Consider the following 25182-nt stretch of genomic DNA (forward strand, 5'->3'; position numbering starts at 1 on the left):
GGATCGTCAGTCCTCGTCTCCGCGCCACTGTGCGTCCTCGTCGGCCCACGCGTCGTTGCGCTTCTGCGCCGTCTCGAGCGCGCGTTCGGCCTCCTCGCGCGTCGCGTAAGGGCCCATCAGGTCCTCCCATGAGCTGAGTCGACCCTTCTCGACCATGTGCGTCCGCACGTTGTAGAAGTACTCGACCTGCTCGGGACCGTCGGTGGACATCGGCATCGCCTCCGTGAATAGACTGCCAGGCATGGGCCCCGTACGCGAGAGCATCGTCAAGGGTGTCGTCGCGCCGATGCGTGACGTGCCGAAGTCCATCCAGCGACCTCCGTACGTGGGCGCCAAGCGCGCCGCGCGGTGGACCGGTGGAGACATCCACGACGCAGAGACCGTCGAACGCATCCGCGTGAGCGCGCGCATCGCCGCGCAGGCGCTCGCCGAGGTGGGCCGCCACGTGCGCCCCGGCATCACGACTGACGAGCTCGATCGCATCGGGCATGAGTTCGTGCTCGACCACGGCGCGTACCCCTCGACGCTCGGCTACCCGGGGGCAGCGGGACGGCCCCCGTTCCCCAAGGCGCTGTGCACGTCGGTGAACGAGGTCATCTGCCACGGCATCCCCGACTCCACGGTGGTCCAGGAGGGCGACATCGTGAAGGTCGACATCACGGCCTACAAGGACGGCATGCACGGCGACAACTGCGGCTCGTTCATCGCCGGCGAAGGCTCGGAAGCCGCGACGCGCCTCGTCGAGGTGGCGCACGAAGCGATGATGCGCGGCGTGCGCGCGGCGATGCCAGGACGCGAGGTCAACGTGATCGGGCGCGTGATCGAGAAGTACGCGGCACGGTTCGGCTACGAGTCTGTGCGCAGTTACACCGGCCACGGCGTGGGGCCCGCCTTCCACACGGGACTCGTGATCCCGCACTATGACGCGGCTCCCCACCATGACGACGTGATCGAACCGGGAATGGTGTTCACCGTGGAGCCCATGCTCGTGGACGGCTCCGAGGCGAACCATGAGTGGGACGACGGCTGGACGGTCGTCACCAACGACGGTGGCTGGGTGGCTCAGTTCGAGCACACGATCCTCATCGGCGAGGACGGACCGGAGGTGTTGACACTCCCATGAGCAAGCACATCGCGATCGGCGTCGACATCGGCGGCACCGGCATCAAGGCCGCTCCGGTCAACCTGAAGACCGGGAAGTTCACCGAGGACCGCTACCGGATCCCCACGCCGCAGCCCGCGACGCCCGAGTCCGTCGGCAAGACGGTCGCGAAGTGCATCGCGCGGTTCGAGCCGTCGCGCAAGACTCCCATCGGCGTCGCTTTCCCCGGCGTGATCCAGCACGGCGTCGTGAAGACGGCCGCGAACGTGGACGACTCGTGGATCGGCACGGACCTACGGCAGGTCATCCGGGACTACGCGGGCCACGACGTGCACGTCCTCAACGATGCCGACGCCGCCGGCTACGGCGAGTTCCTCTACGGAGCGGCGCACAAGCGGGACGGCTCGGTCTTCCTCGCGACGCTGGGCACCGGCGTGGGCACTGCGATGATCGTGGACGGCACGCTGGTGCCCAACCTCGAGCTCGGCCACCTCGAGATCGATGGCCACGACGCGGAGGACTATGCCGCAGAGTCTGCGCGCGATCGCCACGATCTGGACTGGGACGGCTGGATCCCCCACCTGCAGCGCTACTTCACCGAGATCGAGCGCCTCCTGTGGCCCGACCTGATCATCGTCGGCGGCGGGATCTCCAAGTCCAGCCACATGTTCCTGCCCCGGCTCACGTTGCGTGCGCCGATCATCCCTGCCGAACTCCTCAACGGCGCGGGGATCGTGGGCGCGGCCGCTGCGGCGCACGCGGCGGACAAGCGCGAGAAGGAGCGCGCCAAGGAACAGGCGAAGCGCGACGAGAAGGCCGCGAAGAAGTCAGGCAAGAAGTCGTAAGAGGACGACTGACTGCACGCGAACGCGGGGCCGCCTCTCGGCGGGCCCGCGGTCGCACGGTCTGGGGCTGTCTCTCGACGGTCCCGTCAGTCGACGTCGGCGAGCAGCCGGTACAGACGCTTGCGTGCGTCGGCGAGGATCTCGACCGCCTGCGCGGTCCGATCCTCGGGGCCCGGTGCGCGGGCCACGTGGATCGCCGCGTCCTTGAGCGCCATGAGCTCGGCGCGGAGCTCCCCGGCGGAGCGCTCGGCGGCGCCCTGATCGAAGAGGGCCTCGTGCTCCGCGGCGTGCTCGTCGCACCATGCCTCGCCTTCCGTGGTCAGCGACGCGGTCTTGCGCCCCTCGACCGTCTCCATGACCACGAGGCCCTCATCCTCGAGCGCCTGGAGCGTCGGATAGATCGATCCAGGGCTGGGCGTCCACGCGCCGTCGCTGCGGTCCTCGATCGCACGGATCAGGTCGTAGCCATGCCTGGGCTGCTCGGCGAGCAGCATCAGGATCGCCGCGCGCACGTCGCCGCGGGGGCGTCCTCCGTGCGGCCCGCGCCCGCGTCCCCGCCCAGGTCCGCCGTGCCGCCCCCCACCTCCGGGGCCACCGTGCCGCCCCATCGGGCCGCGATCCTTGCCGCCGTGACCGGCCCCCAAGCCCTCAGCCCCAGCGTCGGGCACGGGACCCATGGGCCCGCCATGCCGGCGGCGACCGCGCGGGCCTCCGTGGTCAGCAGTGTCGTTCCAGTCGTGATCTCTCATCATGGACTCCTTTCGTGTCGCTCCTATCGCGACTGCTTCACGATATATCGCGATAGTAATACTGTCAATGTCGTCTCTCCAGTGCCGGACCCGACCGAGCGCCGCGATCGCGTGCGACGCGGGCGACGGTCCTAGGCTCGAGGCATGAGCTTCGCCGACAACCCGGACCTCACGCACCCGCTGGTGCGACTCGAGCCGCTCTCCCCGTCGCACCGTGACGACCTCAGCGACGCCGTGCGCGACGGCGACCTGTGGCGCACCTGGTACACCTCGATCCCCTCCCCGTCCGGCATGGAGGCAGAGATCGAACGACGCCTCTCGCTGCAGTTCGAGGGGCTCATGGCGCCCTGGGCGATCGTGCCGACCAGCACCGGGCGCGCCGTGGGCATGACGACCTTCATGAACCTCGACGAGCCGAACCGACGGCTCGAGATCGGCAGCACGTGGCTCGGTCGGGCGGCCCAGGGCACGGGCGTCAACCCGGCCGCCAAGCTGCTGCTCCTCACCCGTGCGTTCGAAGAGCTCGAGTGCATCGCGGTAGAGTTCCGCACGCACTGGCACAACCGTCAGTCCCGCGAGGCCATCGCCCGTCTGGGTGCGAAGCAAGACGGCGTGCTCCGCAGCCACCAGATCCTGTCTGACGGCTCGCGCCGCGACACCGTGGTCTTCTCGATCCTCGAGGACGAGTGGCCGTCTGTCCGCAACGGGCTGCTCGCGCGCCTCGCGACTCGGAAGTGACAACGCCGGATCCACGTTGACGACTGCATCATGAGCCGCACCATGTCCCCCGTCGCACGCCTCCGCCGCCGCGCGGGCCACGCGGTCTTCCTCAAGATCGCGGGCCCCGACGGCGACGCCGCCCGTTCGCGAGTACACGACACCCCTGGCGAGCGCTGGTTCCCGCCCGGCACGCCGATCCGGCGCGTGCACGCCGACGTCACCACGTTCGTGGGCGGCCTGCGCGCGCTCCTGCTGCAGTCGCTGCACCCCCTGGCGATGGCCGGAGTCGCCGGACACTCCGGGTACCGCGGCGACCCGTGGGGCCGGCTCGCGCGCACGTCGACCTTCCTCGCCTTCACCACGTTCGGTGCCGAGCGCGACGCCGAGCGCATGGTGAGCGTCGTCAGAGACGCCCACGAGAAGGTGCGGGGCACCGCTCCCGACGGACGCCCCTACTTCGCCGGCGACCCTCACCTGCTCACCTGGGTCCACATCGCGGAGGCGGAGTCGTTCCTTGCCGCGCACCAACGCTACGGCGAGCGTCCCCTCACACCGACAGAGGCCGACCTCTATGTCGCGCAAACGGGACGCGTCGCGCGAGAGCTCGGCGCCGTCGACGTGCCGACGACCGTCGCCGAGCTCGCCGATGCCTTCGACCGGTATCGCCCCGAACTGCGTGCGACGCCCGAGGCCCTCGACACCGCGCACTTCCTGCTCAAGGAACCTCCGCTGCCCTGGCCCGTGCGACCTCCCTACGCACTCCTCGCGTCAGGTGCCGCCGCGCTGCTGCCTGACTGGGCACGAGCTGAACTGCGGCTCGATGGATGGGCGACGCGCACGTTCGGACCCGCGTCTGGCGCGCTCGCGACACACGGCATCCGCTGGATCATGGGCTCTGCCGACAAGCGCGCGAGCACCGTCGACGACGGGCAGACCGCCGCTCGCTGACGCGGCCTCGCGGGCGCTACACGCGAGGAAGGTCGAGCGCCATGCGGATGTCCCACACGCCATCCGAGTCGATGCGCGCTCCTGTGTCTCGGAACCCGCAGCGCTCGTACGCGCGCGCCGCGCGTTCGTGGTCCGGATGCACGTCCAGGTGGAGCACCGCCAGTCCCTGCGCTGCCGTCCACTCCGCGGCCGCGGCGATGAGCGACTCGAGAATGCCCTCACGACGGTGTGCCGGGTCGATGTACACACCGACCAGGACCGCATCGTCTCTCGTGCGCGTCAGCCCGTAGTAGTCCTTGTCTCCTGTGCGGAAGATGAGCACCGCGACGGAGCCCACCCACCCGTCGGGCGCCTCCGCGACGAACTGCGCCGCTGCACCGCCCGACGCAGCGGCGCGGGCGCGCTCTTCCCACCGGGAGTCGGGCCACGCGGAGGCTTCCTCGTAGGTCTCGAGGAACGCGAGATGGGCGAGCGGGTCGCGCAGCGCTGCGAGCCGGAGCTCCTTGACACGGCGCCACTCGTCGGCGCGGATGCGCCGGATCGTGATGGTCACAGACCGTCGGTCCCGCCGACCTCGGTGCCGGGCGCATACGCACCGTCGGCGATGTCCTCCCAGAACTGATCGATCTCGTCGGGATCGAGAAGGACTGTCGACGAGCCGTTCACGCGGTGGTCGAGGCTCGCAAGAGGCGGAGTGCCGTGCACCGCCTCGCCTCCGCGCGCCGCGTTGAAGGCGAGGGCGAATCGTGCGAGGTCGAGCGCGTCGGCCTCCTGATCGACGGCGACCGCTCCCAGCCCCGCTTCCATGAGAGGAATGGCCTTGAACGGGTTGAACACGACGCCAGGCTCGAGGACCTTGTCCGCCACTGCCGACACGACCTGCTGCTGACGAGCGGTGCGCCCGATGTCGCCATCGGGGTCGGCGTACCGCATGCGCGCGAAGGCGAGGGCCGTCGCCCCGTCCGAGTCGTGGCATCCTGCGGTCCAGTACAGCTCGCTGCGTGCGTCCGCGACATCGTAGTCGAGGCACAGCTCGACGCCTCCGACCGCGTCCACGATCTCGACGACGCCTCCGAAACCGATCTCCACGTAGTGATCCACCGTGAGACCCGTGAGGCCCTCGACCGTCTCCACGAGCAGCGGCGCACCGCCCCACGCGAACGCGGCGTTGATCTTGCTCGCGTCATGCCCGGGGATGTCGACATACGAGTCGCGCGGGATGCTGATGAGCGCGACCGGGCCCTCCACGGGCTGGTGCAGCAGCATGATCGTGTCGGTGCGTGCGCCCTCGGTGCCGTCGTCGGACCAGCCGTCGCGCGAGTCGGAACCGACGATGAGGTACGTCATGCCCTCGGTGTTGCCGGCTCCGCTGAGCGCATCCACGTGCGTGATGCGGGCGTTGACCCAGTTGAGGAGCACCAGCGCGCCGATCACGAGTCCCACGACGAGAGTCAGCGCGAGGACGCCCAACGTGCGCAGCACTGGCCGGCGCCGGCGCCGCGAACGAGCGGGCCTCGGCGACGCGACGGGCTCGACGGTCGCGGGCCGAGGGGCGGTGCGACCGCGGGAACGCTCGGGAGCCCGCCGTGGCTCATTGCTGCCAGACCTCGGCGGTGCGGCGGCGGGCCGCGTCGTGCGGCGCTGCGGCGCCGACGGCTGAGGAGCGGGCGCGGGCCGCACCGACGCCGGGCGCCCACTCTGACCTGCAGGATCGCGCCGCGGCGCGCCGGGCTGGGCCGGACGCGCACCGCGCGGCGCCACCGAGGGAGGCATCGGCCTCTTCGCGCCGGTTGGACGGCCCCTGTCGTCGCGACCGGAATCGCCGCCTCGAGTGCTCACTCGCCCGAGAGTACCTGCGCGCGCGTCGCGCCCCTCGCAGGCGGGGCCGACCGTCTGCGGGCACGCGTGCGGGAACACCTGACCTTGACCGAGAGTTGACCTGACGTGGCTGTGACGCGTGAGCACGAGACCGACCGATGACGACGACCGACGGACCTCGGGGCGTGCCCTCGACGCTCCCTGAGCAGCCGCATCGGCTCGCCTCGCGGGACGACATCGCGCGGCTGATCCTCCCGTACAAGTTCGGGATGCAGGAGATCACCACCAAGGTCGAGATTCTGCGCGAAGAGTTCGAGCTGCTGCACGACTACAACCCGATCGACCACGTGTCGAGCAGACTCAAGTCCCTCGAGAGCGTCGTGGACAAGGTCTCCCGCAAGGGCGGCGTCGCGACCGCCGAGTGGATCCGTGCGAGCGTGACGGACATCGCCGGCGTGAGGGTCGTGTGCTCGTTCGCCTCGGACGTGCGACTCGTCCACGAGGCGCTCACGAGCCAGGAGGACGTGCGGGTGCTCCAGACCAAGGACTACATCGCGAGCCCCAAGTTCAACGGCTACCGATCGCTGCACACGATCGTGGGAATCCCCGTCTTCATGTCCTCCGAGACGGTCGAGGTGCCTGTCGAGGTGCAGTTCCGCACCGTCGCCATGGACTTCTGGGCGAGCCTCGAGCACAAGATCTTCTACAAGTACCGCGGGGATGTGCCGGACGGCCTCCAGGCTCAGCTGCGCGACGCCGCCGCCACCGCGGCGCACATGGACGACGAGATGGAGCGGCTGCACGACTCGGTGCACGGCGACCGTCATGCGCCCGACGCCGGAGCCGGCATCCTCGGAGACGTTCCCCGAGGTCTCGTCTAGATCAAGCGCACCGCCAGGGGCTCCTGGTCCTGGGCGGCGCCGCCCGCGCCTCGGTAGCGTGGGCACCATGAGCGACCCGAGCCACCTCTTCCCCGGCAAGCACTTCATCTCGACAGTGCTCGACGCGCTCGAGACGAAGACTGAGATGAGCGGCGGCCTCTCCCGCATCTATCTCATGCGCGCCGCGATGGCGGGCGGCCTCATCGGCATCATGTACCTCACGAACTACGCGATCCTCGCCGCGTTCACCACCATCGGTGGCGGCGCCGTCATGGACATCGGCCGCATCGTGGGTGCCATGGCGTTCGGCTTCGCACTCGTGTTCATCTACTACTCCAAGTCCGAGCTGCTGACGTCCAACATGATGATCGTCGCGATCGGGCGGTACTACCGGCGCATCTCCCGCCGCCGCGCGGGCAGGATCCTGCTGCTGTGCTACGCGGGCAACATCCTGGGCGGACTGGTCGTGGCGCTCATGGTGCTCGGCTCGAGCCTCGCGGACGGCGCGGTCGGCGAGCAGATGCAGCACAGTGTCGACGTGAAGCTCGACTACGTCGCGGGGGGCCTCACGGGCTGGTCCGACCTGTTCCTGCGCGCGGTGCTGTGCAACTTCATGATCAACCTCGCGATGCTGCTGGTCTACAACGGCCTCATCAAGGACGACTTCATGAAGTCCCTCGCGATGATCATGAGCGTATTCATCTTCGCGTTCGTCGGCTTCGAGCACTCCGTGGCGAACACGGTGCTGTTCATGATCGTGGGCTTCCAGCACGGCATCGACATCGGGCTCGCGCTCGGCAACCTGGCGATCGTGCTGCTCGGCAACCTCGTGGGCGGCGGGGTGCTCATCGGCTACTACTACGCGTACGCGAACGACGACCGGAAGTTCTTGCGCCGCCAGGGCACGCCCGACGCCGGTGCGGGTACCGGCGACGACGCACCGTCCGCATAGCCTGCGACGCGCCGGCGGCGCTCATTCGACGGGCGTCGCACGCCCCACGAAGGTCGACATGGATCGGTTGATGCCCAGCAGATCCGCCATCGCGTCGAACGCGCGCACCGGCAGCACACGCATCACAGGGGTGAGCCGCGCGAAAGGCGGCATCACCAGTTGCTCTCGGCCTCTCTCGATCGCGGTGAGGACGGACCGGGCCACCTTGTCCGGCTGAAGGATCGGAAGGAGCAGCGGCACGCGCGTGCGCACACCCTCGAACATGCCGGTGTCGATGTAGTAGGGGCACACGACGAGGGTGCGGACCGACGAGCCGTCGGCGCGCAGCTCCGCACGCAGCGACTCGGTGAAGCCGACGGCCGCCCACTTGGATGCCGAGTAGTCAGTCTGTCGCGCGACGCCGATCAGCCCCGCCGCCGACGCGATGGTGACCACCGATCCCCTGTCCTGCGCCAGCATGCCCGGCAGGAAGGCCCGCGTGACCCAGAAGGGGGCGTGCGCGTTCACGTGGAGCGTGCGCTCGATCGCCTCCTCCGACGCCTCGAGCAGGCGCGCGCCCGTGACGACGCCCGCGTTGTTGATCACCACGTCCACGTCCGGCGTCTCGGCAGCCGCCTCGCTCACCGCCGCGCGGTCGGTGACATCCACGCCTCGCGCGGCGGCACTCCCTCCGCGGTCCCGGATCTCATCGGCGACGGCGGTGGCGCTCGCAGCATCGAGGTCCCACAGCACGAGCGACGCTCCCCGGTACGCCGCCTCGAGTGCCATGAGCCGCCCGATGCCAGAACCTGCGCCCGTGATGAGCACCCTCGCGCCCGCCATGCTCACGCCACGCATCGTCATCGCCTCCTCGGCATCCGTGCGACGAGGCCGACGGCCGCGTTCATCACCTCGGCGTATCGCGCGGCCGTCATGCTCCCCACGGGGGCGATGCCGATGCCGCGTTGCACCGCGATCGTCTGCGCCTCGGTGTACTTGAGGATCCCTTCGACCCCGTGTCTGCGCCCGAGCCCGGAGTCCCTCCACCCGCCCATCGGCGCTCCCGTGGATCCCCACGCTGCGGCGTAGCCCTCGTTGACGTTCACCGTGCCTGCCTGCACCCGCGCCGCCGCCTCCGATCCACGCCGCGCCGACCACACCGATGCGTTGAGGCCGTACGAGGAGTCGTTCGCACGTGCGATCGCCTCCTCGTCCGAGCCGACCCGGTACACCGACACGACCGGCCCGAACGTCTCCTCGCGCGCGAGCCGCATGTCCTCCGTGACGTCCGCGAGCACGGTCGGCTCGTACATGCACGGGCCCAGATCGGGCCGAGCACGCCCGCCCACGAGGACCGTCGCGCCCTTGGCCACCGCGTCGGTCACGTGCGCGCCCACGGCATCGAGCTGCTGCCGCGACGCAAGCGAGCCCATGTCGATGTCCCAGTCGAGTCCGGCGCCGAGGCTCATCGCCTGGACACGCCGCACAAACGCAGCGACGAACGCGTCGTAGACCTCGTCAGCGACGTAGATCCGTTCGATCGAGACGCACAACTGACCCGAGTTGCTGAAGCAGGCGCGCACCGCCCCTGCGGCCGCGCGCTCCACGTCAGCGTCCGCGAGCACGAGCATGGGGTTCTTGCCGCCCAGCTCCATGGAGCACCCGATGAGGCGCTCGCCGCACGCGCCCGCGAGGACGCGCCCCGTCGCGGTGGAGCCCGTGAACATCAGGTAATCCACAGCGTCCACCAGCGGCGGACCGATCTCACTGCCCGCGCCGACGACCACGCGCATCAGGCCCGCCGGCAGCCCCGCGTCGCGCACCAGCTCGAGGCCCGCGAGCGCCGTCAGCGGCGTGCGCGAGTCGGGCTTGAGCACGACGGCGTTGCCCGCCATGAGCGCGGGCAGGGCGTCGGACACCGCGAGCGTCAGCGGGTAGTTCCACGGCGTGATGATCCCGACGACGCCCTTGGGGCGATGGTGCTCGACGGTGGAAGTGAGCACGGGCGTCGCTCCCGAGTGGCGGCGGGGCCTGAGCGCAGCCCTGCCTGCCCGCGCGTAGTACGCGGCGTTGAGCGCGACGTCCATGACCTCCTCGAATGCGCTGAGGCGGTTCTTGCCGGACTCGAGCTGCACGACGTCCATGAGCGCCTCGCGCCGCTCGCGCGCGAGTGCACCCACACGCCGCAGGATGGCAGCGCGCGCCCTCACGGGCACCTCCGCCCACTCGCGCTGCGCCTCGCGCGCGGACTCGACGATCGCGCCGATGCGCGCGGCGGGCGTGGTCGCCACCTCGCCGAGCACTGCGTCGTCGCCACTGGCCCAGGGACTGCTCACGGTCAGCGAAGGGCCGCCGCCCTCGGCGAGCCGCGCCCACGCGTCCGCGCGCTCCAGGCGCGGCAGGCGTTGCTCAGCGGTGGTGGTCGTCATCGACATGCCTCTCCGTCGCCGCACGGCCACACCGGCGGTCGACACCGCCAGGCTAGCGCTCTCGACGCTTCGCCAGACGCTGGGGCACGGCCCACGCGCGCGCTCAGCCCTCCGGCGCTGGCGGGCGCGCGGTGGACGAGCGCACGATCAGGTCGTAGTCGACGGGAGCGGCTTCCACGACCTCGCCTGCGAGCATGCGCATGACCATCTGCGCCGCGGCACGGCCCTGGCGCGCCGGGTACTGCGCGACGGTGGTGAGCCCGTGGAACTCGCTGAGCCGATAGTCGTCGATCCCTACGATCGACAGGTCGTGAGGCACGCGCAGGCCGAGGTCGCGAGCGGCGAGCATCGCGCCGATCGCCATCTCGTCGGAGGCCGCCATGATCGCCGTCGGGACGTGGCGCGGGTCGGAGAACATGCGCTTCGTAGACCGATATCCGGACTCGATGCCGAACTCGGTCGGGAAGAAGAGTGCCGGGTCGACCTCGATCCCCGCCTCGCGCAGCGCCGCCTCGTACCCCTGCCTGCGGTTCGAAGGCACGTGGAAGTCCCGCTCCCACTCCGGGTCGCCGCCCAGGTGCGCGATGCGGCGATGCCCCAGCGCGATCAGGTGGGATGTCGCGAGCGTGGCGACGGCGACGTCGTCGATCGAGATCGTCGGCACGCCCTCCAGCGGTCCGCCTACGCCCACTACGGGCTTGCCCATGGCGTTGAGACTGCCCAGCTCGGCGTCGGTGAGCTCGAGGCTCACGGCGATCACGGCGTCGACGCGCTTGCGTGCCAGGGATTTTTCGAACACGGCGGCGCGCTGGTCGCCGGAGCCCATGAGGTTGTAGAGCGTGACGTCGTAGCCCCGCGTCACGAGCTCCGCCTGCGCACCCTCGATCACGGCGGTGTAGAACCAGCTCGTGAGAAACGGAACGACGACTCCCACGGTCGCGGTGCGGCCGCTCGCGAGTCCGGACGCGTTCGGCGAGACGGCGTAGCCGAGCTGTCGTGCGGCCTCACGGACCTTGATCTGCGTGGTCGGAGAGACGGGGCCACGGCCGCTCAACGCGCGCGAGACAGTGGCGTTGGAGACGCCAGCCAAACGTGCGACGTCGCTGATATCGGCCATTCTCGACTCCCTTGGATCCTGCGCGCCCAGCCTAGCCGGGGCACGCGCACGCCCGACGCCGCACTCACCGAGGCGTCAGGCCTGCGGCGACCACGGCGTCGGGCTGGCGGCGCCTACTTCACCGCGCCCGCGGTGAGTCCGCCCACGATGTAGCGCTGCAGGAACAGGAACAGCGCGACGACCGGGATCGCCGCAAGCACGGCCCCTGCGGCGAAGGCCGACCAGTCGGCATAGTTCGGGTTCGACACCATGCGATAGAGGCCCACTGCGAGGGTCTGCTGGTCCGCGTCGATCAGCACCACGGACGCGATCACGAAGTCGTTGAACGTGGCGATGAAGCTCAGCAGGGCCACCACCGCGAGGATCGGGGTCACGAGGCGCAGGATGATCGTGAAGAAGACGCGCGCGTGCCCTGCACCGTCGATCATCGCGGCCTCGTCCAGCTCCTTGGGCACCGTGTTGAAGAAGCCGTACATGAGATAGGTGTTCACGCCCAGCGCCGCACCCAGATAGACGCTGATGAGACCCGCATGGGTGTTCAGGCCGATCGCCGGGAAGATCTCACCGATCTCGGTCAGGAGGATGAAAATCGCGACGACCGCCAGGAGCTGCGGGAACATCTGCACGAGCACGAGCCCGAGCAGCCCCGGCCTGCGCCCGACGAACCTCATGCGCGAGAAGGCGTACGCCGCGAGAGCTCCGAGGAAGACCGACAGCGCCGCGGTGGTGAGACCGATGATGAGCGAGTTCTTGAACCATGTGAGGAACGGGTACTGGTCGGAGGTGACCAGACGGGTGAAGCTGTCCAGGCCGACAGACTTGAACAGCTCGTTGGATCCTGTGAGCGTGCCGGTGGGGTTCAGCGCGGCCGAGAGCACGTAGAGCAGGGGGAACAGCGCGAAAGCGCTGGCGACGATGGCGGCGGCGTGTTTGGCGAGCGTCCGCATCGGCCGACGCCGACGGGAGCGGGGCAGGTGCGCGCGGGTGGCGGGAGCAGACATGTCAGTTCATCTCCTCGAGGGTCTTGGTCTTACGGAAGCTCACGATGGAGATCGCCGCGACCACCACGAAGATGATGATCGAGAACGCGCTCGCGAGTCCGTAGTCGCGCATCTGCCCGGTGAACGCCACCTTGTAGACCAGCGAGATCAGGATGTCCGTGAAGCCCACGGGGATCGAAGCCGCGGTGTCGCGCGGCCCTCCCCCGGTCACCAGGTAGATCACGTTGAAGTTGTTGAAGTTGAACGCGAACGATGAGATGAGGATCGGCGCCATCGAGACCATCAGCAGCGGCAGCTTGACGTGCCGGAAGATGCCCCACGGCGTGGCTCCGTCGGTGCGTGCGGCCTCGAGGATGTCGTCAGGGATCGCCTGGAGCGCGCCGGTGGCAACGAGGAACATGTAGGGGAAGCCGAGCCACAGGTTCACCAGCAGCACCGCGATCTTCGCCATCGTGGGATCCGTGAGCCACGGCACTGCGGCGCCCCCCAGGAGCACCTGGTTGATAAAGCCGAAGCTCGTGGAGAACATGCCCGACCACACGAGGGCGCCGAGGAACGCGGGGAACGCGTAGGGAAGCACCATCACGAGGCGATAGACCTTGCGACCCCGCATGCGCGGGTCATTCAGCAACAGCGCGAGGGCGACGCCGAGTGCGAAGGTCAGCAGGACGGAGAGGAAGGCGAAGGCGAAGGTCCACACCAGGACGTACATGAGCGGCCCGCGGATGGTCGGCTCGGTGATGGCGCGCTCGAAGTTGTCAAGGCCCACGTTGATCTGCCAGCCCGGCAGGATCCTGGTGCCGTCCGGAGCGACGAAGGCCCCGTCTCCGCCGTCGGTGTAGACGACTCCGGTCGTGGTGTCGGTCATCGTGTCCGCCACGGCGTCGTATTCGCGGCTCGACTCGTACTCGTAGGCGCTGCGGCCGTCGAGCGTGCGCAGCCAACCGTCCTCGGCACTGTCGCCCGCAGGCACGGCAAGGTCGAAGATCGCCTCCTGGTTCGCGAGGATGTCGGCGTACTGCAGTGACTGGACGCCCTCCGCGGCGACGGCGGTGCCGTCCTCGAAGGTCGCGTCCACAGGTGCGAGGGGCTGGTCGGCGAACCCCAGGTAGGCAGTGCCGTCTTCGGCGGTGACGAGGAAACCGAACGCGTCTCCGTCGCGCACGACGGTCACCGGGTACTGGTGCGAGTCGGCAACACGGCTCTGCGACTGACTGAGCAGCGACTCGATGGCCTGGTCCTTGTTGAGGATGTGACCGGTCGAGTAGTTGGTGAACGCGATGTAGACCGTGTAGCCGATCACGAATACCTGGAAGATGGCCAGGAACACGAGGCCGGGCGTGATGTACTTCGCCGGCAGCGCTCGCTTGGAGAGATAGACCCAGTTGATCGCGAGGCCCGCGGCGGTGACGATCACGAGGATGCCCCAGTCGCCGCGTCCGATGAGGATCAGCGCGAGGAAGACGAGCACGGAGTCGAGCACGCCGAGCATCAGCAGCTTGACGATCAGGGGGCCGATGCGGCCGCTTCGCCCGAGCGCAGTGAGAGAGCGGGTGTGTTCCATGGTCCTGGTTCTGTGAGAGGTCGGTCCGGCGGGTGCGCCGCGGCGGTGCCGGGTGGGCGCGGGTATGCGCCCGCCCGGCACTGCTGCAGTGGTGCGCTACTGGGCGTCGATGGCGGCCTGGACGTCCGCGGTGAGCTTGTCCCAGGTCGCGGTCGCGTCGGCGCCGTTGAGGATCTCGGCCTCGGCGATGCCCCAGTACTGCCAGACCTGGCCCATGGCCGGGATCGCTGGCATCGGGACGGCCTGCTCGCCCGCGGCGAGGAAGCCAGCGACGATCGCGTCGTCAGACACGGCCTGCGCGGCCTCGGTGAGGGCGGGCAGGACCGAGCTGGACTCGAACAGGGCGACCTGCACGTCGGTCGTGCCGATGTAGTTGACCAGGAAGTCGTTCGCGGCGACCTTGTTCTCCGAGTACTGGTTCACGAAGAAGCCCTTGACGCCAGCGAAAGGCTGGGCGTCCTCGCTGCCGGGCGACGGGATCGCGTCGACGGCGAGGTTGATGCCACCCTCGACCGCGGCGGTCACGTTCCACGGACCGGTGAGCCAGAACGCGGCGTCGCCTGCGAGGAACTTCTCCTTGGCGATGTCGCCGGTGATCTCGGTCGAGATGGTGCCGGCCGCGCCCTGCGCGGACAGCCAGGCAGCGAAGTCGCCGCCGTCGCCGAGCGTGAGCTGCGTCGCGTCGTACGCGCCGTTGGCGTCACGACCGAAGACGGGGGCGCCGAAAGCCGTCTGGAACGGGTACAGGTGGTACGGGTTGCCGTCCACGCCCTGCTCCACCACGAACGGGAACTCCGCACCGGCGGCAGTGCCCTTGGCGATCATGTCGTCGAACGATGTCGCGGGCTCCGCGACGAGGTCCGCGTTGCGCAGCATCGCGAGGTTCTCGACGGCGTAGGGAAGCATGTACACGGTGCCGTCGTACGCGGCCGCGTCGAGCGCGACGGACAGGTAGCCGTCGGCGCTGTCTCCCAGCTCCAGCGGGGCGACCACGCCGTTGGTGGTGAGCTCGCCCAGCCAGTCGTGCGCGCCCATGACGATGTCAGGGCCCGAGCCGGTGCTCGCCTGCTGCATGTAGTCGTCCTTGATGGTCGCGTTGTCACGCGACACGATCTCTACGGCGACGCCCGTCTCGTCCTCGTAGGCGGTGGCGGCGTCCGCGAGGGAGTCGGCACGCTCGGCGTCAACCCACACGGTGAGCGTCGCGGTGGTCTCGGAGCCCGTGTCCGTGGCGGTGGCGCTCGACGTGGGCTCGGTGGATCCGCCGGAGCAGGCGCTCAGGAGCATTCCTGCGGTCACCAGCATCGCGCCGGCGGCGATCGACTTCTTTGTCTTGGTCATGAGAGTCCTTCACTTGCGGGGCGAGTGCCTGCCCGTCGTGACTCGAACTGGCTGGCGGTCTCGGCTCAACTTCGTTGTAAGCGTTTCCAGCGTAAACGTTTCCACTCGGCACTTTGAACCAGACTAGATCACGATTCGGTCACGCTGATCGAGTGAACCGGCGGCACCGGGGCATGTGAGCGCTCACGCGTCGCACGAGGGCTCAACCGCCCGGTTCCCGGTTGCCAGAACTCAGCGAGAGGACCCGTCATCTGGCGCCAAGTCACGCGTTTCCAGCGCTTTCACTGCGCGCGCCGCGCCGGCGAGCATCGCCGCACGCAGCGACTCACCGCGGAGAGCACCGGGCGCAAGGTCCTCGCGCAGCACCTCCGCGATCATCCCCGCAGCGAACGCGTCTCCCGCGCCATTGGTGTCGACCACCGACGCTGGAAACGCCTCCACCGAGATCGTGTCGCCGTCAGTCGTCATCGCGACCGCCCCCTGGGCTCCGCGGGTGCACACGACTACCGACACCCCTCGCGCGAGCAGCGCGGTCATCACGCCACGCACGTCACGCGTGCCGTCGTCGTTCATGATCACCACGTCCGCAGCGTCGACGAAGTCGTCATGGTAGGCATCGGTGCCGTCGTAGTCGTGGAGGTCGGTCCAGATCCACGCCCCTTGGGCGGAGAGATCCCCGAGCAGACTGCGCGCGATCGGCATCAGATCGGCCACCACCACCCGCGCACTCCGCGCCGCCGCGAGGGCCTCGGACCTCCACCGCCCGGGAACCGGCTGAGGAGCGTGATGGAGGAAGACGGAGACTCGCTCGCCGCGCGGCGTCACCAGGTTGAGGTGATGCTCGCTCGGCCCTGTGCACTCGACGAACGAGGTGTACAGCCCAGGGCCGCGAAGCCGCTCCCGGATCGCGCCTGCATCGGCGTCATCCCCGATCGCGGCGACACAGAGCGTCTCCACTCCCTGCTGCGCGAGATGCAGCGCCTTCCCCGCGGACGTGCCGCCAAGCGCGTGCCACGCCTCGCGCGCGGTGACCGTATGCGGGCGTGCCTCCGGCAGTTCGTCGACGGAGACGATCTGGTTCCAGGACGCGGATCCGATCACGACCACGTCCTGCAGTGAGCTCACCGCAGCAGCCACACCGTGCAGTCAGGCTCGAGCGCGTCGACCACAGGAGCGGACGCGATGAGTAACTGATCCGTGTGGACGCCCAGGTCACTCAGCGGCACTGCCGCCTCGGAGAGGTTCACCACGACGCGCACCCCGGCGACGTCGAACGCGAGCACCTGCTCAGGGACGGAAGCGCCACCGAGCTCGTCGACCCACGCGAGCTCCGCCACCGCGAGCCCGTGCGTGCGTCGTGCGGCGAGGGCGCTCCGGTACATCTCGAGCGTGGAGCCCGGCACCCCGCGCTGGGCGTCGCGCGCCAGCGTGGCCCACTCCTCGGGCTGCGGCAGCCACGATCGGCCGGCCTCACTGAAGCCGTAGGCCGGCGCATCGGACGTCCACGGGAGAGGCACACGGCAGCCGTCGCGCCCGTAGCGCTCCCCCGCCGTGCGGAACCATGTGGGGTCCTGCCGGTGCTCGTCCTCGATGAAGACATGCTCGGGCAGTCCGAGCTCTTCCCCCTGGTAGAGATAGGCCGAGCCGGGCAGTGCGAGCATCATCAGACTCGCGGCGCGGGCGCGGCGCAGGCCCAGCTCGGGGATCGGCAGTCCGGGCGAGTCAGGCCCGATGCCGTGACCCTGCGGATTCTCTGCCGTGAGGGCGAGACGGCTCGCGTGTCTGACCACGTCGTGGTTGGACAGCACCCACGTGCTCGGGGCGCCGACGGCGCCGAACGCGTCGAGCGACTCGGCGATCACCGCCCGCTGGCTCGCCGCGTCCCAGTCGGCGCTCAGGAATGCGAAGTTGAACGCCTGATGCATCTCGTCTGGCCGCACCCACTGCGCCATGCGACCCAGGGGTTGGATCCAAGCCTCCGCTGCGAGGATGCGGTCTGGACCGTACTCCTCGAGCACGCGGCGCCACCGGCGCCAGATGTCGTGCACGCCCTCCTGCCCGAAATACGGGATCGGCTCCCACTCGTCGCCACCCATCGAGCCCGCATTCTCGGCGGGCATGTAGTCGGGCAGACCGTCGGCCTTCACGAGACCGTGCGCGACGTCCACGCGGAAGCCGTCGACGCCGAGGTCGAGCCAGAACCGCAGCACCTCGTCGAACTCGGCGCGCACCTGCTCACTGCCCCACTCGAGATCGGGCTGCGAGCTGTCGAACAGGTGCAGGTACCACTGACCCGGGCTGCCGTCGGCCTCGACGATGCGCGTCCACGCGGGTCCGCCGAAGATCGACTGCCAGTTGTTGGGCGGCAGCTCGCCGTGCTCGCCCGCTCCATCCCTGAAGATGTACCGCGCGCGGGCCGCCGAGCCGGGCTCAGCGCGCAGCGCCTCGCGGAACCAGCGGTGCTCGCTCGAGGTGTGGTTGGGCACCACGTCGACCAGCACACGGAGCCCGAGCTCGTGCGCGCGCCCGATGAGTCGGCGCGCGTCCACGTTGGTGCCGAAGATCGGGTCCACGGTCGTGAAGTCGGAGACGTCGTAGCCACCGTCGCGCTGGGGCGAGGCGTAGAAGGGCGAGAGCCAGATCGCGTCGACGCCGAGCTCGGCGATGCTGTCGAGGCGGTCGATGATGCCCACGAGATCGCCGATGCCGTCACCGTCGCCATCCGCGAACGAGCGCGGATAGATCTGGTAGATCACGGCGGTGCGCCACCACTCGGATTCGCTGGTCGCGGTGGGTGCGGGGGCAACGTCGGTCGACATGCGCTTCTCCTCGTCGAGGCGTGCTCAGCGGCCGACCGACGCGGCGGCCGTGCCGGGCGCCGCGGTCAGGCGCCATGCGAGGAATGTAAACGCTTCCACCTGCCCGATGCAAACTCGCCACACGCGACGATGCCCGCCGGGCGCTGGAGGTGCGTGCCCGGCGGGCATCGTCATCGAGGGGCCGCGGTCAGGTCCGCGGCACGAGGGGTCAGTCCGTGCGTGACCCCTCCGCCTCGTGGGCGGCCGCCTCTGCGGCCTCGTTCTGCTCCACCTTGCGCATCACCACGAACTTCAGCACCGGGTAGAGGATGACGACCTGGATCATGATGTTGACTACGTTCGCCACGTAGACGGCCCAGCCGCCCACGACGTCCGTCAGCGGGGGCACGATGATCTGCGGCACGTACAGGCAGATGAAGTACACCGCGACGACGGCGGTGATGTAGATCGGGATGGCCGCGCCCAGGTTGTTGTTCGCCTTGAAGACGACCTTGCGCTGCACGTAGAAGTTCACGGCCTGCGCCGCCGCGTAGGCCAGGAGGAACGACAGGAAGCCCGCGAGACCGCCAGCGGCCACCGTGTACTCGAACGGCCCCCAGCTGAACGGTGTGTCCGCCCACGCCGAGAAGATGATCGCGTTGCTGACGAACAGCACCAGGAAGTTCGTGATCGTCGCCACGTTCGACATGATGTTGAACATGATGAACTCGTAGATGTCCGGGTGGGCGTCGCGCCAATCCTGGAACCTGCGCCACAGCGACCAGCCGCCGCGGCGCGCGTCCGGGTCGGAACCCTGCTGACTCGCACCCGAGCCCTGGACCTCGTCGTCCATGATCACTGCCTGCCCCTTCCTGAAGCGAACGACGGGCGGCCGGCGAGGTCGGTGGAGTACCGACGCAGTCAGCGCTGGCCGCGCGTCACTCCCCCATGGTCAGGGGCGCGAGATCGCGATGACGCACGCACTGCACAACCGGGCAGATCTGGCGCATGATCTGTGCCCTGCAACCCGAGCCAGCGCACTGCGCGGCTGTCCTCCAGGAAGCACTCCTAGTCGGCAGCATGCTCGATCATGTCGCGGTAGCCCTCCCTGAAGGTTGGAAAGTCCAGGTGACCGACCAGGCTCCGCACCGCGGTCCCATCAAAGACGTTGCCCGTCCGACCTGGACCGTCGCCCTCCGTGGGCGGTTCCACGCCTAGGACGTCGGCGATGAAGTCCGTCACGTCGCCCAGTGTCGCGGGCTCGGCATCAAGGGCATGAATGACATGGGGTGGGTCCTCGTGTCGCAGCAGCGCGTGCAGCACGCGTACGAGATCGGTCTCGTGAACGCGATTCGTACGTGTGGCACGGTGGATCGCACGGTGATCGCGGACCGTGCGAAGCAGGTACTCGCGCCCGGGCCCGTAGATTCCAGCGGGGCGCACGATGATCGCACCGAACAGGTCCTCGGCAACGAGCTCTCCCTCCCGGATCACTCTTGCCCGTGGCGTCGCGGGCCGTGGAACGTGCGACTCGGTGATCGGCTGCGGGCCATCCCAGCCCTCGAACACGCCCGTCGATGACACGAACACCGTTCGGGAGGGAGCTTCCTGCAGCCCGTCGCGCAAGTGCTGAAGAACCGGCCGGTACCCATCGGGATCCACCGAGGGTGGAAGCATGATCACCATCGCGTCAACGACGGGCAGCGGCTCGCGAAGGGGCTTCGTGAGATCCGCGCCAATCGCCACGACGCGGCTAGGAAGGCTCTCGGTGTGGCGTCGAAGCGCGAAGACAGTCTCGCCCTCGTTCGCAAGGCGCTCGCCGAGGCGCGCGCCCAGCTTTCCGCACCCCGCGAGCAGCGTTCTGCTCGCCAATGCTGTCGGCTGAGCGCCCTGCGTGGGAGTTGCTCGCATTGCGATGATGAGTCCCTTCCCTCGGGATCCGTGGCCGATCCGCGATGATCGCATGTCTTGCGTGAGGCGCATGAGTTGACCAATGCCGGAATCGCCTAGACCTGCTGGAACTCGAGACGGTTGCCGAACACATCGAAGCAGTGGACTCTACTCACTCCGGGCCGCTCGCCATCGCTCCGCGTGCAAGGGTGTCCAGCTGCCTCCAGGATCACACGCAGCGATTCGAGGTCATCCACCACGATCGCCGGATGAGCCTTGCGCGCAGGAACGAACGGCTCCTCGACTCCGAGGTGGAGGACGATACCGCCTTGCTCAAACCACGCTCCCCCGCGAGCAGCGAGGGCCGCAGGTTTGTCGATCTCGACCATGCCAAGCACGCCTGCATAGAACGCCCTGGCTTCGGACTCGCGCCCCGCGGGCATTGACAGGAGCACATGATCGAACGAGCGCATCATGCGACCATCGTAGGCGCCGGGATTGTTGAGGTGCCTGAGGGGCCTTGCGATCCTCACGGCCGATCTACCAGGCCGAAGGCGGATGAGCTGGCCGATACGCCGGGTTCTGTCTCTCAGACCGAAGCCTGAGGGGCGGCCATCCATCTAGGCCCTGGATTGCTCCAGGGCTCAAGCGACCTACCCGGAAGCATCGGGCGGGCAGCCCTCAAGCGCTTCCTGTCTGGCCTTGCTCCGAGTGGGGTTTACCGTGCCGCTCCCGTCACCGGTCGCGCGGTGAGCTCTTACCTCACCGTTTCACCCTTACCTGCGCCCTGAGGCACCGGCGGTCTGTTCTCTGTGGCACTGTCCCGCGGGTCACCCCGGGTGGCTGTTAGCCATCACCCTGCCCTGTGGAGCCCGGACGTTCCTCGGTGCGGTTTCCCGCAACGCGACCGCCTGGCCAACTCATCCGCGTGTCAAGGATACCTGGTGGGACGCGACCCGCTGAAGCCCGGTTACCCTGTGACCCGTGCTCGTGCTCCTCCCGCCCTCCGAAGGCAAGACCGCGCCCATCGAGGGCGATCCCGTCGACCTCGCGGCGCTGAGCCACGCCGAGCTCGCGGACTCCCGCCGACGGGTCGGCGACGCGCTCGCGAAAGTCAGCGGGCAGCGCAACGCGATGAAGGTGCTGGACGTGGGTGCGAGCCTCGCGGACGAGGTCGTGCGCAACACGACGCTGTGGGACAACCCGGCCGATGCGGCGGCCAGGGTCTACACGGGCGTCCTGTACGACGCGGCGAAGATGGCCTCGTGGGACGGCCCGACGCTGGAGCGGGCGGCGTCTCGCGTGCGAGTGGTCTCGGCGCTGTGGGGAGCGGTCTCCCCCGCCGATGCGATCCCCGCCTATCGCCTGTCGATGGCAACGGCACTGGGGCGCCTGGGCGGCCTGGCCTCCTTCTGGCGTGCTTGCCTCACCCCGACGCTGAATGCGCTCGCCGACGGCGGGCTCGTCGTCGACTGCCGCAGCTCGAGCTATGTCGCCGCGTACCGGCCTGACGCCCCATGGGTCGCAGTCAAGGTGATGCGCGAATTCAATGGCAAGCGAGCCGTGGTGAGCCACATGGCGAAGCACACGCGCGGCCTGCTCGCCGCGCACCTGGTGCAGACGGACGCGACCCCGGCGACGGCGTCGGACCTCGCCGACGCCGCTGCCGGGATGATCGGCGACGCGCTGGTCGACGTGGCGCTGGAGGCGCGCGCGAAGGGCCCGGACGAGCTCACGCTCGTCATCGCGGGCTGACGCGCCGCTGCGCTCAGACGAGCGCCATGCCTCCGTCGACGGGGAGCGTGTGGCCGGTCACGAACGTGCTCTCCATGAGGAACAGATAGGCGCTCGCCACCTCGGCGACGGTGGCCGTGCGACCGAGCGGGACGGCGCTTGCCATCTGGGCGGCGGTCTCCTCGAGCGTCGCCGGGTCGAGGTCGCGCCACAGGCCGGTCAGCGTCCAGGTGGGCGAGACGGCGTTGACGCGCACCTTCGGCGCCAGTTCCACGGCAAGGCCACGCACCATGGTCGCGATCGCCTCATTGCCGATGACGGTGCCGGATGAGTTGTCCGGGGTGCCTCCCGTGCCTGCAGTGAAGGTCAGCGAGCCGCCCTCGGCGATGACAGGCGCGATGGCGCGTGCGACGCGCAGGTTGTCGAACAGCTTCGCCTGGACCGCGCCCTGAATGTCGTCCCACGGCGCCGACGCGAAGCCACCGCTCATGGCGCTGCCAAGCATGGACACGACGTGGTCCACCTGGCCGATCTGCGCCGCGAGCGCCTCCACTGCCGCCGGCTGGGCCACGTCCAGCGCGGCACCCCCCACGGCGGCACCCGTCTCTCGCAGCGCCGTCACGGCATGCTCGAGCCGAGCCTTGTCGCGCCCCACGACGATCACCTTGGCACCCGCCTCGGCAGCCTCCTGCGCGACCTGCCTGCCGAACCCGGAGGTGCCTCCGAGGACGAGCACGCGGGCTCCTTCGAGTGCGGGGTGGGCGGCGCGGGCAGGGGCCATCAGGTTCTCCTTGCGAATGGGTCGGGTCTCCACTGTGCGGAACGGGTCTGACACGTCGCGAGTTCCCACTGCGGCGTGTCGCTCCAGCGTGTCGAGGGGGATCGACCGCGCCAGACGTTCTCACTTGCGAGGATAGCCCGCGCGGAAGCCCGAACGGGCCCGCGGCTCGCGAGGTGTGGGCATCCCCTCAGGGGACGCTCAGTGCGTCGGCACGCCCACCGCGAGGACGTGCCGCTGCGCGATCTCGCCGTCCGCAGTGACCCGCAGCTGAAGCACCGTGAGGGACGCCGGCGCGGGCCAGATCCGTCCCCACGCGCCGACCGCCGCTCCGAGCGAGACTCCGACGGCAGCCTTGATCACGACCGCGTGCGAGGCGAGCGCGAGAGTCGCGGCCGCGTCGTCGGCGGCACACGCGTCGGCATGCGCCCGCGCGAGGTCCGTCACGAGGTCGTCGACGCGCGCACCGACCTGCGGCAGGGACTCGCCGTCCGGCGCCGCGGCCTCGCCTGCGCGCCACGCCGCGAGCGCCTCCGCGCCGTCGCGCGCAACGATGCCGTCGCTGGTGAGCCCGTCCCACGCGCCGAAGTCCACCTCATGCAGTCGCGGCTCGGTCTCCACGTGCGCGCCGATCCTGCGCCCGATCGCGCCGCCCGTGTCCTGCGTGCGGGTCATGGGCGAGGCGAGCACGCGGCTCACGGGCGCCACGCCCATGAAGGAGCGGCGCCCGATGCTGTGGACCGCGTCGGCCGCTTTGGCCGCCTGGACCCGGCCCGCCGCGTTCAGGGGCGGGCCTGCGACGCCGCCGCCCGAAAACCGGTGCGCCACCGTCATGTCGGTGACCCCGTGGCGCACGAACACGAGCGTGAGAGGACTCACGAGCCCCTGCGCCCACGCCTCACCCACGGGAGCGACGGCCCCCGCGTCGCCCGTGCCGCTGTTGACCGCCGGCACGCTCAGGCGTTCCGGACGAGGATGCGGCCGCACTCCTCGCAGCGGGTCACGGTGTCCGGGCCTGCGGCCCGGATCGCCGCGAGGTCGCCCGCGTTGAGCGTCATGTGGCAGCCCAGGCACGTGCTGCCCTGCAAGGCCGCTGCGCCCACTCCGCCGTGCTGTTCGCGAAGCTTGTCGTACAGCGCCAGCAGGGCCGCGTCGATGCCGTCCGCGGCAGCCGCCCGCTCGTCGTGCACCTTCGCGAGGTCCGCGTCGATCTCCTTGAGCGCGGCGTCGCGCGCGGCCTCGACCTCGGCTATCTGCGAGGTGATCGCGTCGGCCTGCTCCGTCGCCGACGCGAGCGTGCCCTCAGCACCCTCGAGCCGTTCCATCGCCTCGATCTCCACGTCCTCGAGGTCGCTCTGGCGTCGGGCGAGCACCTCCAGCTCGCTCTGCAGAGCCTGGAGGTCCTTGGCACTGCCCTGACCCGCGTTGAGGCGCGCAGAGTCGCGCTCGGCGCGCGTGCGCACCGACTGCACGTCGTCCTCGGCCTTGGTCACGGCGCGCTTGAGGTCGCCAACCTCGGCGCCGCGCGCGACGCGCTCCTCGTGCAGGTCGGCGGCACGCGCCGCGAGCTCCTCGAGCTGCGCATGCTCGGGCAGCGTCTCGCGACGGTGGCGCAGCTGCTGGGCGCGCAGATCGGCGTCCTGGACATCAAGCAGTCGACGCTGGTCTGCTGCGGGTGCGGTGGCCACGATGGGTCTCCTCGGCATTCAGGAACCGGTCGCGCCGAAGCGCGCGGTCCACGGATCGGTCGTGAGCGTGCTCACGTGGGTCTCAAGTCCAAGCGCGTCCTCGAGGTGCTGTGCGGCTCCTCGCAGCCACGACCACTCCGACGCGAAGTGCGCGACGTCCACCAGGTAGGGGCGCCCATCGCCGAGCGCCGCGAGCTCGCGCGCCTCGGAGGCGGGGTGGTGGCGCAGATCGGCAGTGACGTACACGTCGGCGCCTGCGGCGCGCACGGCATCAAGGAAGGAGTCCCCGGAGCCGCCGAGCACGGCGACCGTCTCCACGCGACCCGCGAGGTCGCCCGCCACGCGCACACCGTGAGCGGTCGCCGGAAGCACCTCGGCGACCCGCTCAGCGAACTGGTGGAGCGTGCACGGATCAGCCAGCCGCCCCACGCGGCCCGAGCCGAGAGCCGGGTCCGCCGCATCGGGCACGAGCGGGACCACGTCGACGACGCCCAGATCGGCCGCGAGCGCGTCGGCCACTCCCCCGGCCGCCGCGTCGGCGTTGGTGTGCGCGTTGAACAGCGCGATGCCGCGCTCGATGAGCTCGTGGACCATCGCGCCCTTCGCAGTGTCGGCGCGCACAGTCGTGACGCCTCGCAGCAGCAGCGGGTGGTGCGTGACGATCAGGTCGCAGTCCTCATCCACGGCCTCCTCGAGCACCGCGAGCACCGGGTCCACGGCCAGGAGCACCTTCTCGACCGTCGCACTCGGGCGCCCGACCACGAGTCCGTTGCGGTCCCAGCCCTCCGCGAGGCGAGGCGGGTAGCGCTGCTCGAGAGCGGTGACGACATCGGAGACCTGGGTCATGG

At 69.6% G+C, this 25182-nt stretch carries 26 protein-coding genes and 1 other RNA gene; 7 read left to right on the forward strand and 20 right to left on the reverse strand.

The window, feature by feature from the left end; all coding sequences use genetic code 11:
• Positions 1–6: 6 nt before the first annotated feature.
• Positions 7–210 (reverse strand): hypothetical protein, encoded by a 204-nt coding sequence (locus tag B7K21_RS01875; RefSeq protein WP_084073307.1) that lies wholly within the window; start codon positions 208–210, stop codon positions 7–9.
• A 31-nt stretch (positions 211–241) separates the two neighbouring features.
• On the opposite strand from B7K21_RS01875, the gene map reads away from it, so the two are divergent.
• Both map and ppgK read left to right on the forward strand, forming a co-directional pair.
• Positions 242–1123, forward strand: a complete 882-nt coding sequence (gene map / locus B7K21_RS01880) for a type I methionyl aminopeptidase (RefSeq protein ID WP_084073308.1) — start codon at positions 242–244, stop codon at positions 1121–1123.
• On the forward strand, positions 1120–1947 hold the full coding sequence (gene ppgK, locus B7K21_RS01885) for a polyphosphate--glucose phosphotransferase (RefSeq protein ID WP_084073310.1): 828 nt from the start codon (positions 1120–1122) through the stop codon (positions 1945–1947). Before map ends, ppgK begins: the two co-directional genes overlap by 4 nt.
• A gap of 86 nt (positions 1948–2033) precedes the next feature.
• Here the strand turns inward: ppgK and B7K21_RS12795 are convergent, their stop codons facing one another.
• Positions 2034–2459, reverse strand: coding sequence for a PadR family transcriptional regulator (locus B7K21_RS12795; RefSeq protein ID WP_234989133.1), 426 nt, complete (start codon positions 2457–2459; stop codon positions 2034–2036).
• A 381-nt stretch (positions 2460–2840) separates the two neighbouring features.
• Between B7K21_RS12795 and B7K21_RS01895 the strand changes: the two genes are divergently transcribed.
• Positions 2841–3434 (forward strand): GNAT family N-acetyltransferase, encoded by a 594-nt coding sequence (locus B7K21_RS01895; RefSeq protein WP_084073314.1) that lies wholly within the window; start codon positions 2841–2843, stop codon positions 3432–3434.
• A 30-nt stretch (positions 3435–3464) separates the two neighbouring features.
• Positions 3465–4364, forward strand: a complete 900-nt coding sequence (locus B7K21_RS01900) for an oxygenase MpaB family protein (RefSeq protein WP_084073316.1) — start codon at positions 3465–3467, stop codon at positions 4362–4364.
• A 16-nt stretch (positions 4365–4380) separates the two neighbouring features.
• On the opposite strand, the gene B7K21_RS01905 is transcribed toward B7K21_RS01900, so the two are convergent.
• Both B7K21_RS01905 and B7K21_RS01910 read right to left on the reverse strand, forming a co-directional pair.
• Positions 4381–4917 (reverse strand): GNAT family N-acetyltransferase, encoded by a 537-nt coding sequence (locus B7K21_RS01905; protein ID WP_084073317.1) that lies wholly within the window; start codon positions 4915–4917, stop codon positions 4381–4383.
• Positions 4914–5846: an LCP family protein gene (locus tag B7K21_RS01910; protein ID WP_234989134.1), complete on the reverse strand. Its 933-nt coding sequence runs from the start codon at positions 5844–5846 to the stop codon at positions 4914–4916. The genes B7K21_RS01905 and B7K21_RS01910 overlap by 4 nt, the downstream gene beginning before the upstream one ends.
• Positions 5847–6340: 494 nt before the next feature.
• On the opposite strand from B7K21_RS01910, the gene B7K21_RS01915 reads away from it, so the two are divergent.
• Together B7K21_RS01915 and B7K21_RS01920 are read left to right on the forward strand one after the other, a co-directional pair.
• A complete protein-coding gene (locus tag B7K21_RS01915; protein ID WP_084073319.1) occupies positions 6341–7063 on the forward strand; it encodes a GTP pyrophosphokinase family protein in 723 nt (240 codons plus the stop codon).
• Between the two features lie 67 nt (positions 7064–7130).
• The gene (locus B7K21_RS01920) at positions 7131–8015 is read left to right on the forward strand and encodes a formate/nitrite transporter family protein (RefSeq protein ID WP_084074759.1); all 885 of its coding nucleotides are present in this window, start codon (positions 7131–7133) and stop codon (positions 8013–8015) included.
• A 21-nt stretch (positions 8016–8036) separates the two neighbouring features.
• Here B7K21_RS01920 and B7K21_RS01925 read toward each other — a convergent pair whose 3' ends face one another.
• From B7K21_RS01925 to rnpB, 12 genes are all read right to left on the reverse strand, one after another.
• Entirely contained in the window at positions 8037–8852 is an 816-nt protein-coding gene (locus tag B7K21_RS01925; protein WP_234989135.1) for an SDR family oxidoreductase, read from the reverse strand.
• Between the two features lie 2 nt (positions 8853–8854).
• A complete protein-coding gene (locus B7K21_RS01930) occupies positions 8855–10423 on the reverse strand; it encodes a succinic semialdehyde dehydrogenase (RefSeq protein WP_144016020.1) in 1569 nt (522 codons plus the stop codon).
• Between the two features lie 103 nt (positions 10424–10526).
• A complete protein-coding gene (locus B7K21_RS01935; RefSeq protein WP_084073322.1) occupies positions 10527–11540 on the reverse strand; it encodes a LacI family DNA-binding transcriptional regulator in 1014 nt (337 codons plus the stop codon).
• A 113-nt stretch (positions 11541–11653) separates the two neighbouring features.
• Positions 11654–12541 (reverse strand): sugar ABC transporter permease, encoded by an 888-nt coding sequence (locus B7K21_RS01940; protein ID WP_084073324.1) that lies wholly within the window; start codon positions 12539–12541, stop codon positions 11654–11656.
• A 1-nt stretch (position 12542) separates the two neighbouring features.
• Positions 12543–14105, reverse strand: coding sequence for an ABC transporter permease subunit (locus B7K21_RS01945; protein WP_084073326.1), 1563 nt, complete (start codon positions 14103–14105; stop codon positions 12543–12545).
• A gap of 96 nt (positions 14106–14201) precedes the next feature.
• Positions 14202–15446: an extracellular solute-binding protein gene (locus tag B7K21_RS01950; protein WP_084073328.1), complete on the reverse strand. Its 1245-nt coding sequence runs from the start codon at positions 15444–15446 to the stop codon at positions 14202–14204.
• 231 nt (positions 15447–15677) lie between these two features.
• On the reverse strand, positions 15678–16571 hold the full coding sequence (locus tag B7K21_RS01955; RefSeq protein WP_084073331.1) for a carbohydrate kinase family protein: 894 nt from the start codon (positions 16569–16571) through the stop codon (positions 15678–15680).
• Complete coding sequence (locus B7K21_RS01960) at positions 16568–18265, reverse strand: glycoside hydrolase family 13 protein (protein ID WP_084073333.1); 1698 nt, start codon at positions 18263–18265, stop codon at positions 16568–16570. The genes B7K21_RS01955 and B7K21_RS01960 overlap by 4 nt, the downstream gene beginning before the upstream one ends.
• 208 nt (positions 18266–18473) lie before the next feature.
• Positions 18474–19097, reverse strand: coding sequence for a hypothetical protein (locus B7K21_RS01965; protein WP_200806225.1), 624 nt, complete (start codon positions 19095–19097; stop codon positions 18474–18476).
• A 215-nt stretch (positions 19098–19312) separates the two neighbouring features.
• The gene (locus B7K21_RS01970; protein ID WP_234989136.1) at positions 19313–20116 is read right to left on the reverse strand and encodes a hypothetical protein; all 804 of its coding nucleotides are present in this window, start codon (positions 20114–20116) and stop codon (positions 19313–19315) included.
• Between the two features lie 134 nt (positions 20117–20250).
• Positions 20251–20610 carry a VOC family protein gene (locus B7K21_RS01975; RefSeq protein WP_084073335.1) on the reverse strand — a complete coding sequence of 120 codons (360 nt, stop codon included), beginning with the start codon at positions 20608–20610 and terminating at the stop codon, positions 20251–20253.
• 79 nt (positions 20611–20689) lie between these two features.
• Positions 20690–21057: RNase P RNA component class A (gene rnpB / locus B7K21_RS01980), an RNA gene on the reverse strand.
• A 61-nt stretch (positions 21058–21118) separates the two neighbouring features.
• Here rnpB and B7K21_RS01985 point away from each other — a divergent pair.
• Entirely contained in the window at positions 21119–21889 is a 771-nt protein-coding gene (locus tag B7K21_RS01985) for a YaaA family protein (protein WP_084073337.1), read from the forward strand.
• Between the two features lie 13 nt (positions 21890–21902).
• Here the strand turns inward: B7K21_RS01985 and B7K21_RS01990 are convergent, their stop codons facing one another.
• The 4 genes from B7K21_RS01990 to B7K21_RS02005 all read right to left on the reverse strand — a co-directional run bounded on the left by B7K21_RS01990 (position 21903) and on the right by B7K21_RS02005 (position 25180).
• Entirely contained in the window at positions 21903–22649 is a 747-nt protein-coding gene (locus B7K21_RS01990) for an SDR family oxidoreductase (protein WP_084073339.1), read from the reverse strand.
• A gap of 198 nt (positions 22650–22847) precedes the next feature.
• Entirely contained in the window at positions 22848–23600 is a 753-nt protein-coding gene (locus B7K21_RS01995) for a histidine phosphatase family protein (protein WP_084073341.1), read from the reverse strand.
• A 2-nt stretch (positions 23601–23602) separates the two neighbouring features.
• Entirely contained in the window at positions 23603–24334 is a 732-nt protein-coding gene (locus B7K21_RS02000) for a zinc ribbon domain-containing protein (RefSeq protein ID WP_200806227.1), read from the reverse strand.
• An 18-nt stretch (positions 24335–24352) separates the two neighbouring features.
• On the reverse strand, positions 24353–25180 hold the full coding sequence (locus B7K21_RS02005; protein ID WP_084073343.1) for a Nif3-like dinuclear metal center hexameric protein: 828 nt from the start codon (positions 25178–25180) through the stop codon (positions 24353–24355).
• Positions 25181–25182 lie beyond the last annotated feature (2 nt).

The sequence above is a fragment of the Demequina sp. NBRC 110052 genome, assembly GCF_002090075.1.
Lineage (GTDB): Bacteria > Actinomycetota > Actinomycetes > Actinomycetales > Demequinaceae > Demequina.

Excerpts from the sequence above, each read along its gene's own strand:
- B7K21_RS01915 (WP_084073319.1), top strand. The coding sequence starts at position 6,341 with ATGACGACGACCGACGGACCTCGGGGCGTGCCCTCGACGCTCCCTGAG.
- B7K21_RS02005 (WP_084073343.1), bottom strand. The coding sequence starts at position 25,180 with ATGACCCAGGTCTCCGATGTCGTCACCGCTCTCGAGCAGCGCTACCCG.
- ppgK (WP_084073310.1), top strand. The coding sequence starts at position 1,120 with ATGAGCAAGCACATCGCGATCGGCGTCGACATCGGCGGCACCGGCATC.
- B7K21_RS01965 (WP_200806225.1), bottom strand. The coding sequence starts at position 19,097 with ATGGACGACGAGGTCCAGGGCTCGGGTGCGAGTCAGCAGGGTTCCGAC.
- B7K21_RS01975 (WP_084073335.1), bottom strand. The coding sequence starts at position 20,610 with ATGATGCGCTCGTTCGATCATGTGCTCCTGTCAATGCCCGCGGGGCGC.
- B7K21_RS01950 (WP_084073328.1), bottom strand. The coding sequence starts at position 15,446 with ATGACCAAGACAAAGAAGTCGATCGCCGCCGGCGCGATGCTGGTGACC.
- B7K21_RS01960 (WP_084073333.1), bottom strand. The coding sequence starts at position 18,265 with ATGTCGACCGACGTTGCCCCCGCACCCACCGCGACCAGCGAATCCGAG.
- B7K21_RS01935 (WP_084073322.1), bottom strand. The coding sequence starts at position 11,540 with ATGGCCGATATCAGCGACGTCGCACGTTTGGCTGGCGTCTCCAACGCC.
- B7K21_RS01875 (WP_084073307.1), bottom strand. The coding sequence starts at position 210 with ATGTCCACCGACGGTCCCGAGCAGGTCGAGTACTTCTACAACGTGCGG.
- B7K21_RS01945 (WP_084073326.1), bottom strand. The coding sequence starts at position 14,105 with ATGGAACACACCCGCTCTCTCACTGCGCTCGGGCGAAGCGGCCGCATC.
- B7K21_RS01930 (WP_144016020.1), bottom strand. The coding sequence starts at position 10,423 with ATGACGACCACCACCGCTGAGCAACGCCTGCCGCGCCTGGAGCGCGCG.
- B7K21_RS01940 (WP_084073324.1), bottom strand. The coding sequence starts at position 12,541 with ATGTCTGCTCCCGCCACCCGCGCGCACCTGCCCCGCTCCCGTCGGCGT.
- B7K21_RS01990 (WP_084073339.1), bottom strand. The coding sequence starts at position 22,649 with ATGGCCCCTGCCCGCGCCGCCCACCCCGCACTCGAAGGAGCCCGCGTG.
- B7K21_RS01895 (WP_084073314.1), top strand. The coding sequence starts at position 2,841 with ATGAGCTTCGCCGACAACCCGGACCTCACGCACCCGCTGGTGCGACTC.
- B7K21_RS01925 (WP_234989135.1), bottom strand. The coding sequence starts at position 8,852 with ATGCGTGGCGTGAGCATGGCGGGCGCGAGGGTGCTCATCACGGGCGCA.
- map (WP_084073308.1), top strand. The coding sequence starts at position 242 with ATGGGCCCCGTACGCGAGAGCATCGTCAAGGGTGTCGTCGCGCCGATG.
- B7K21_RS01900 (WP_084073316.1), top strand. The coding sequence starts at position 3,465 with ATGAGCCGCACCATGTCCCCCGTCGCACGCCTCCGCCGCCGCGCGGGC.
- B7K21_RS01920 (WP_084074759.1), top strand. The coding sequence starts at position 7,131 with ATGAGCGACCCGAGCCACCTCTTCCCCGGCAAGCACTTCATCTCGACA.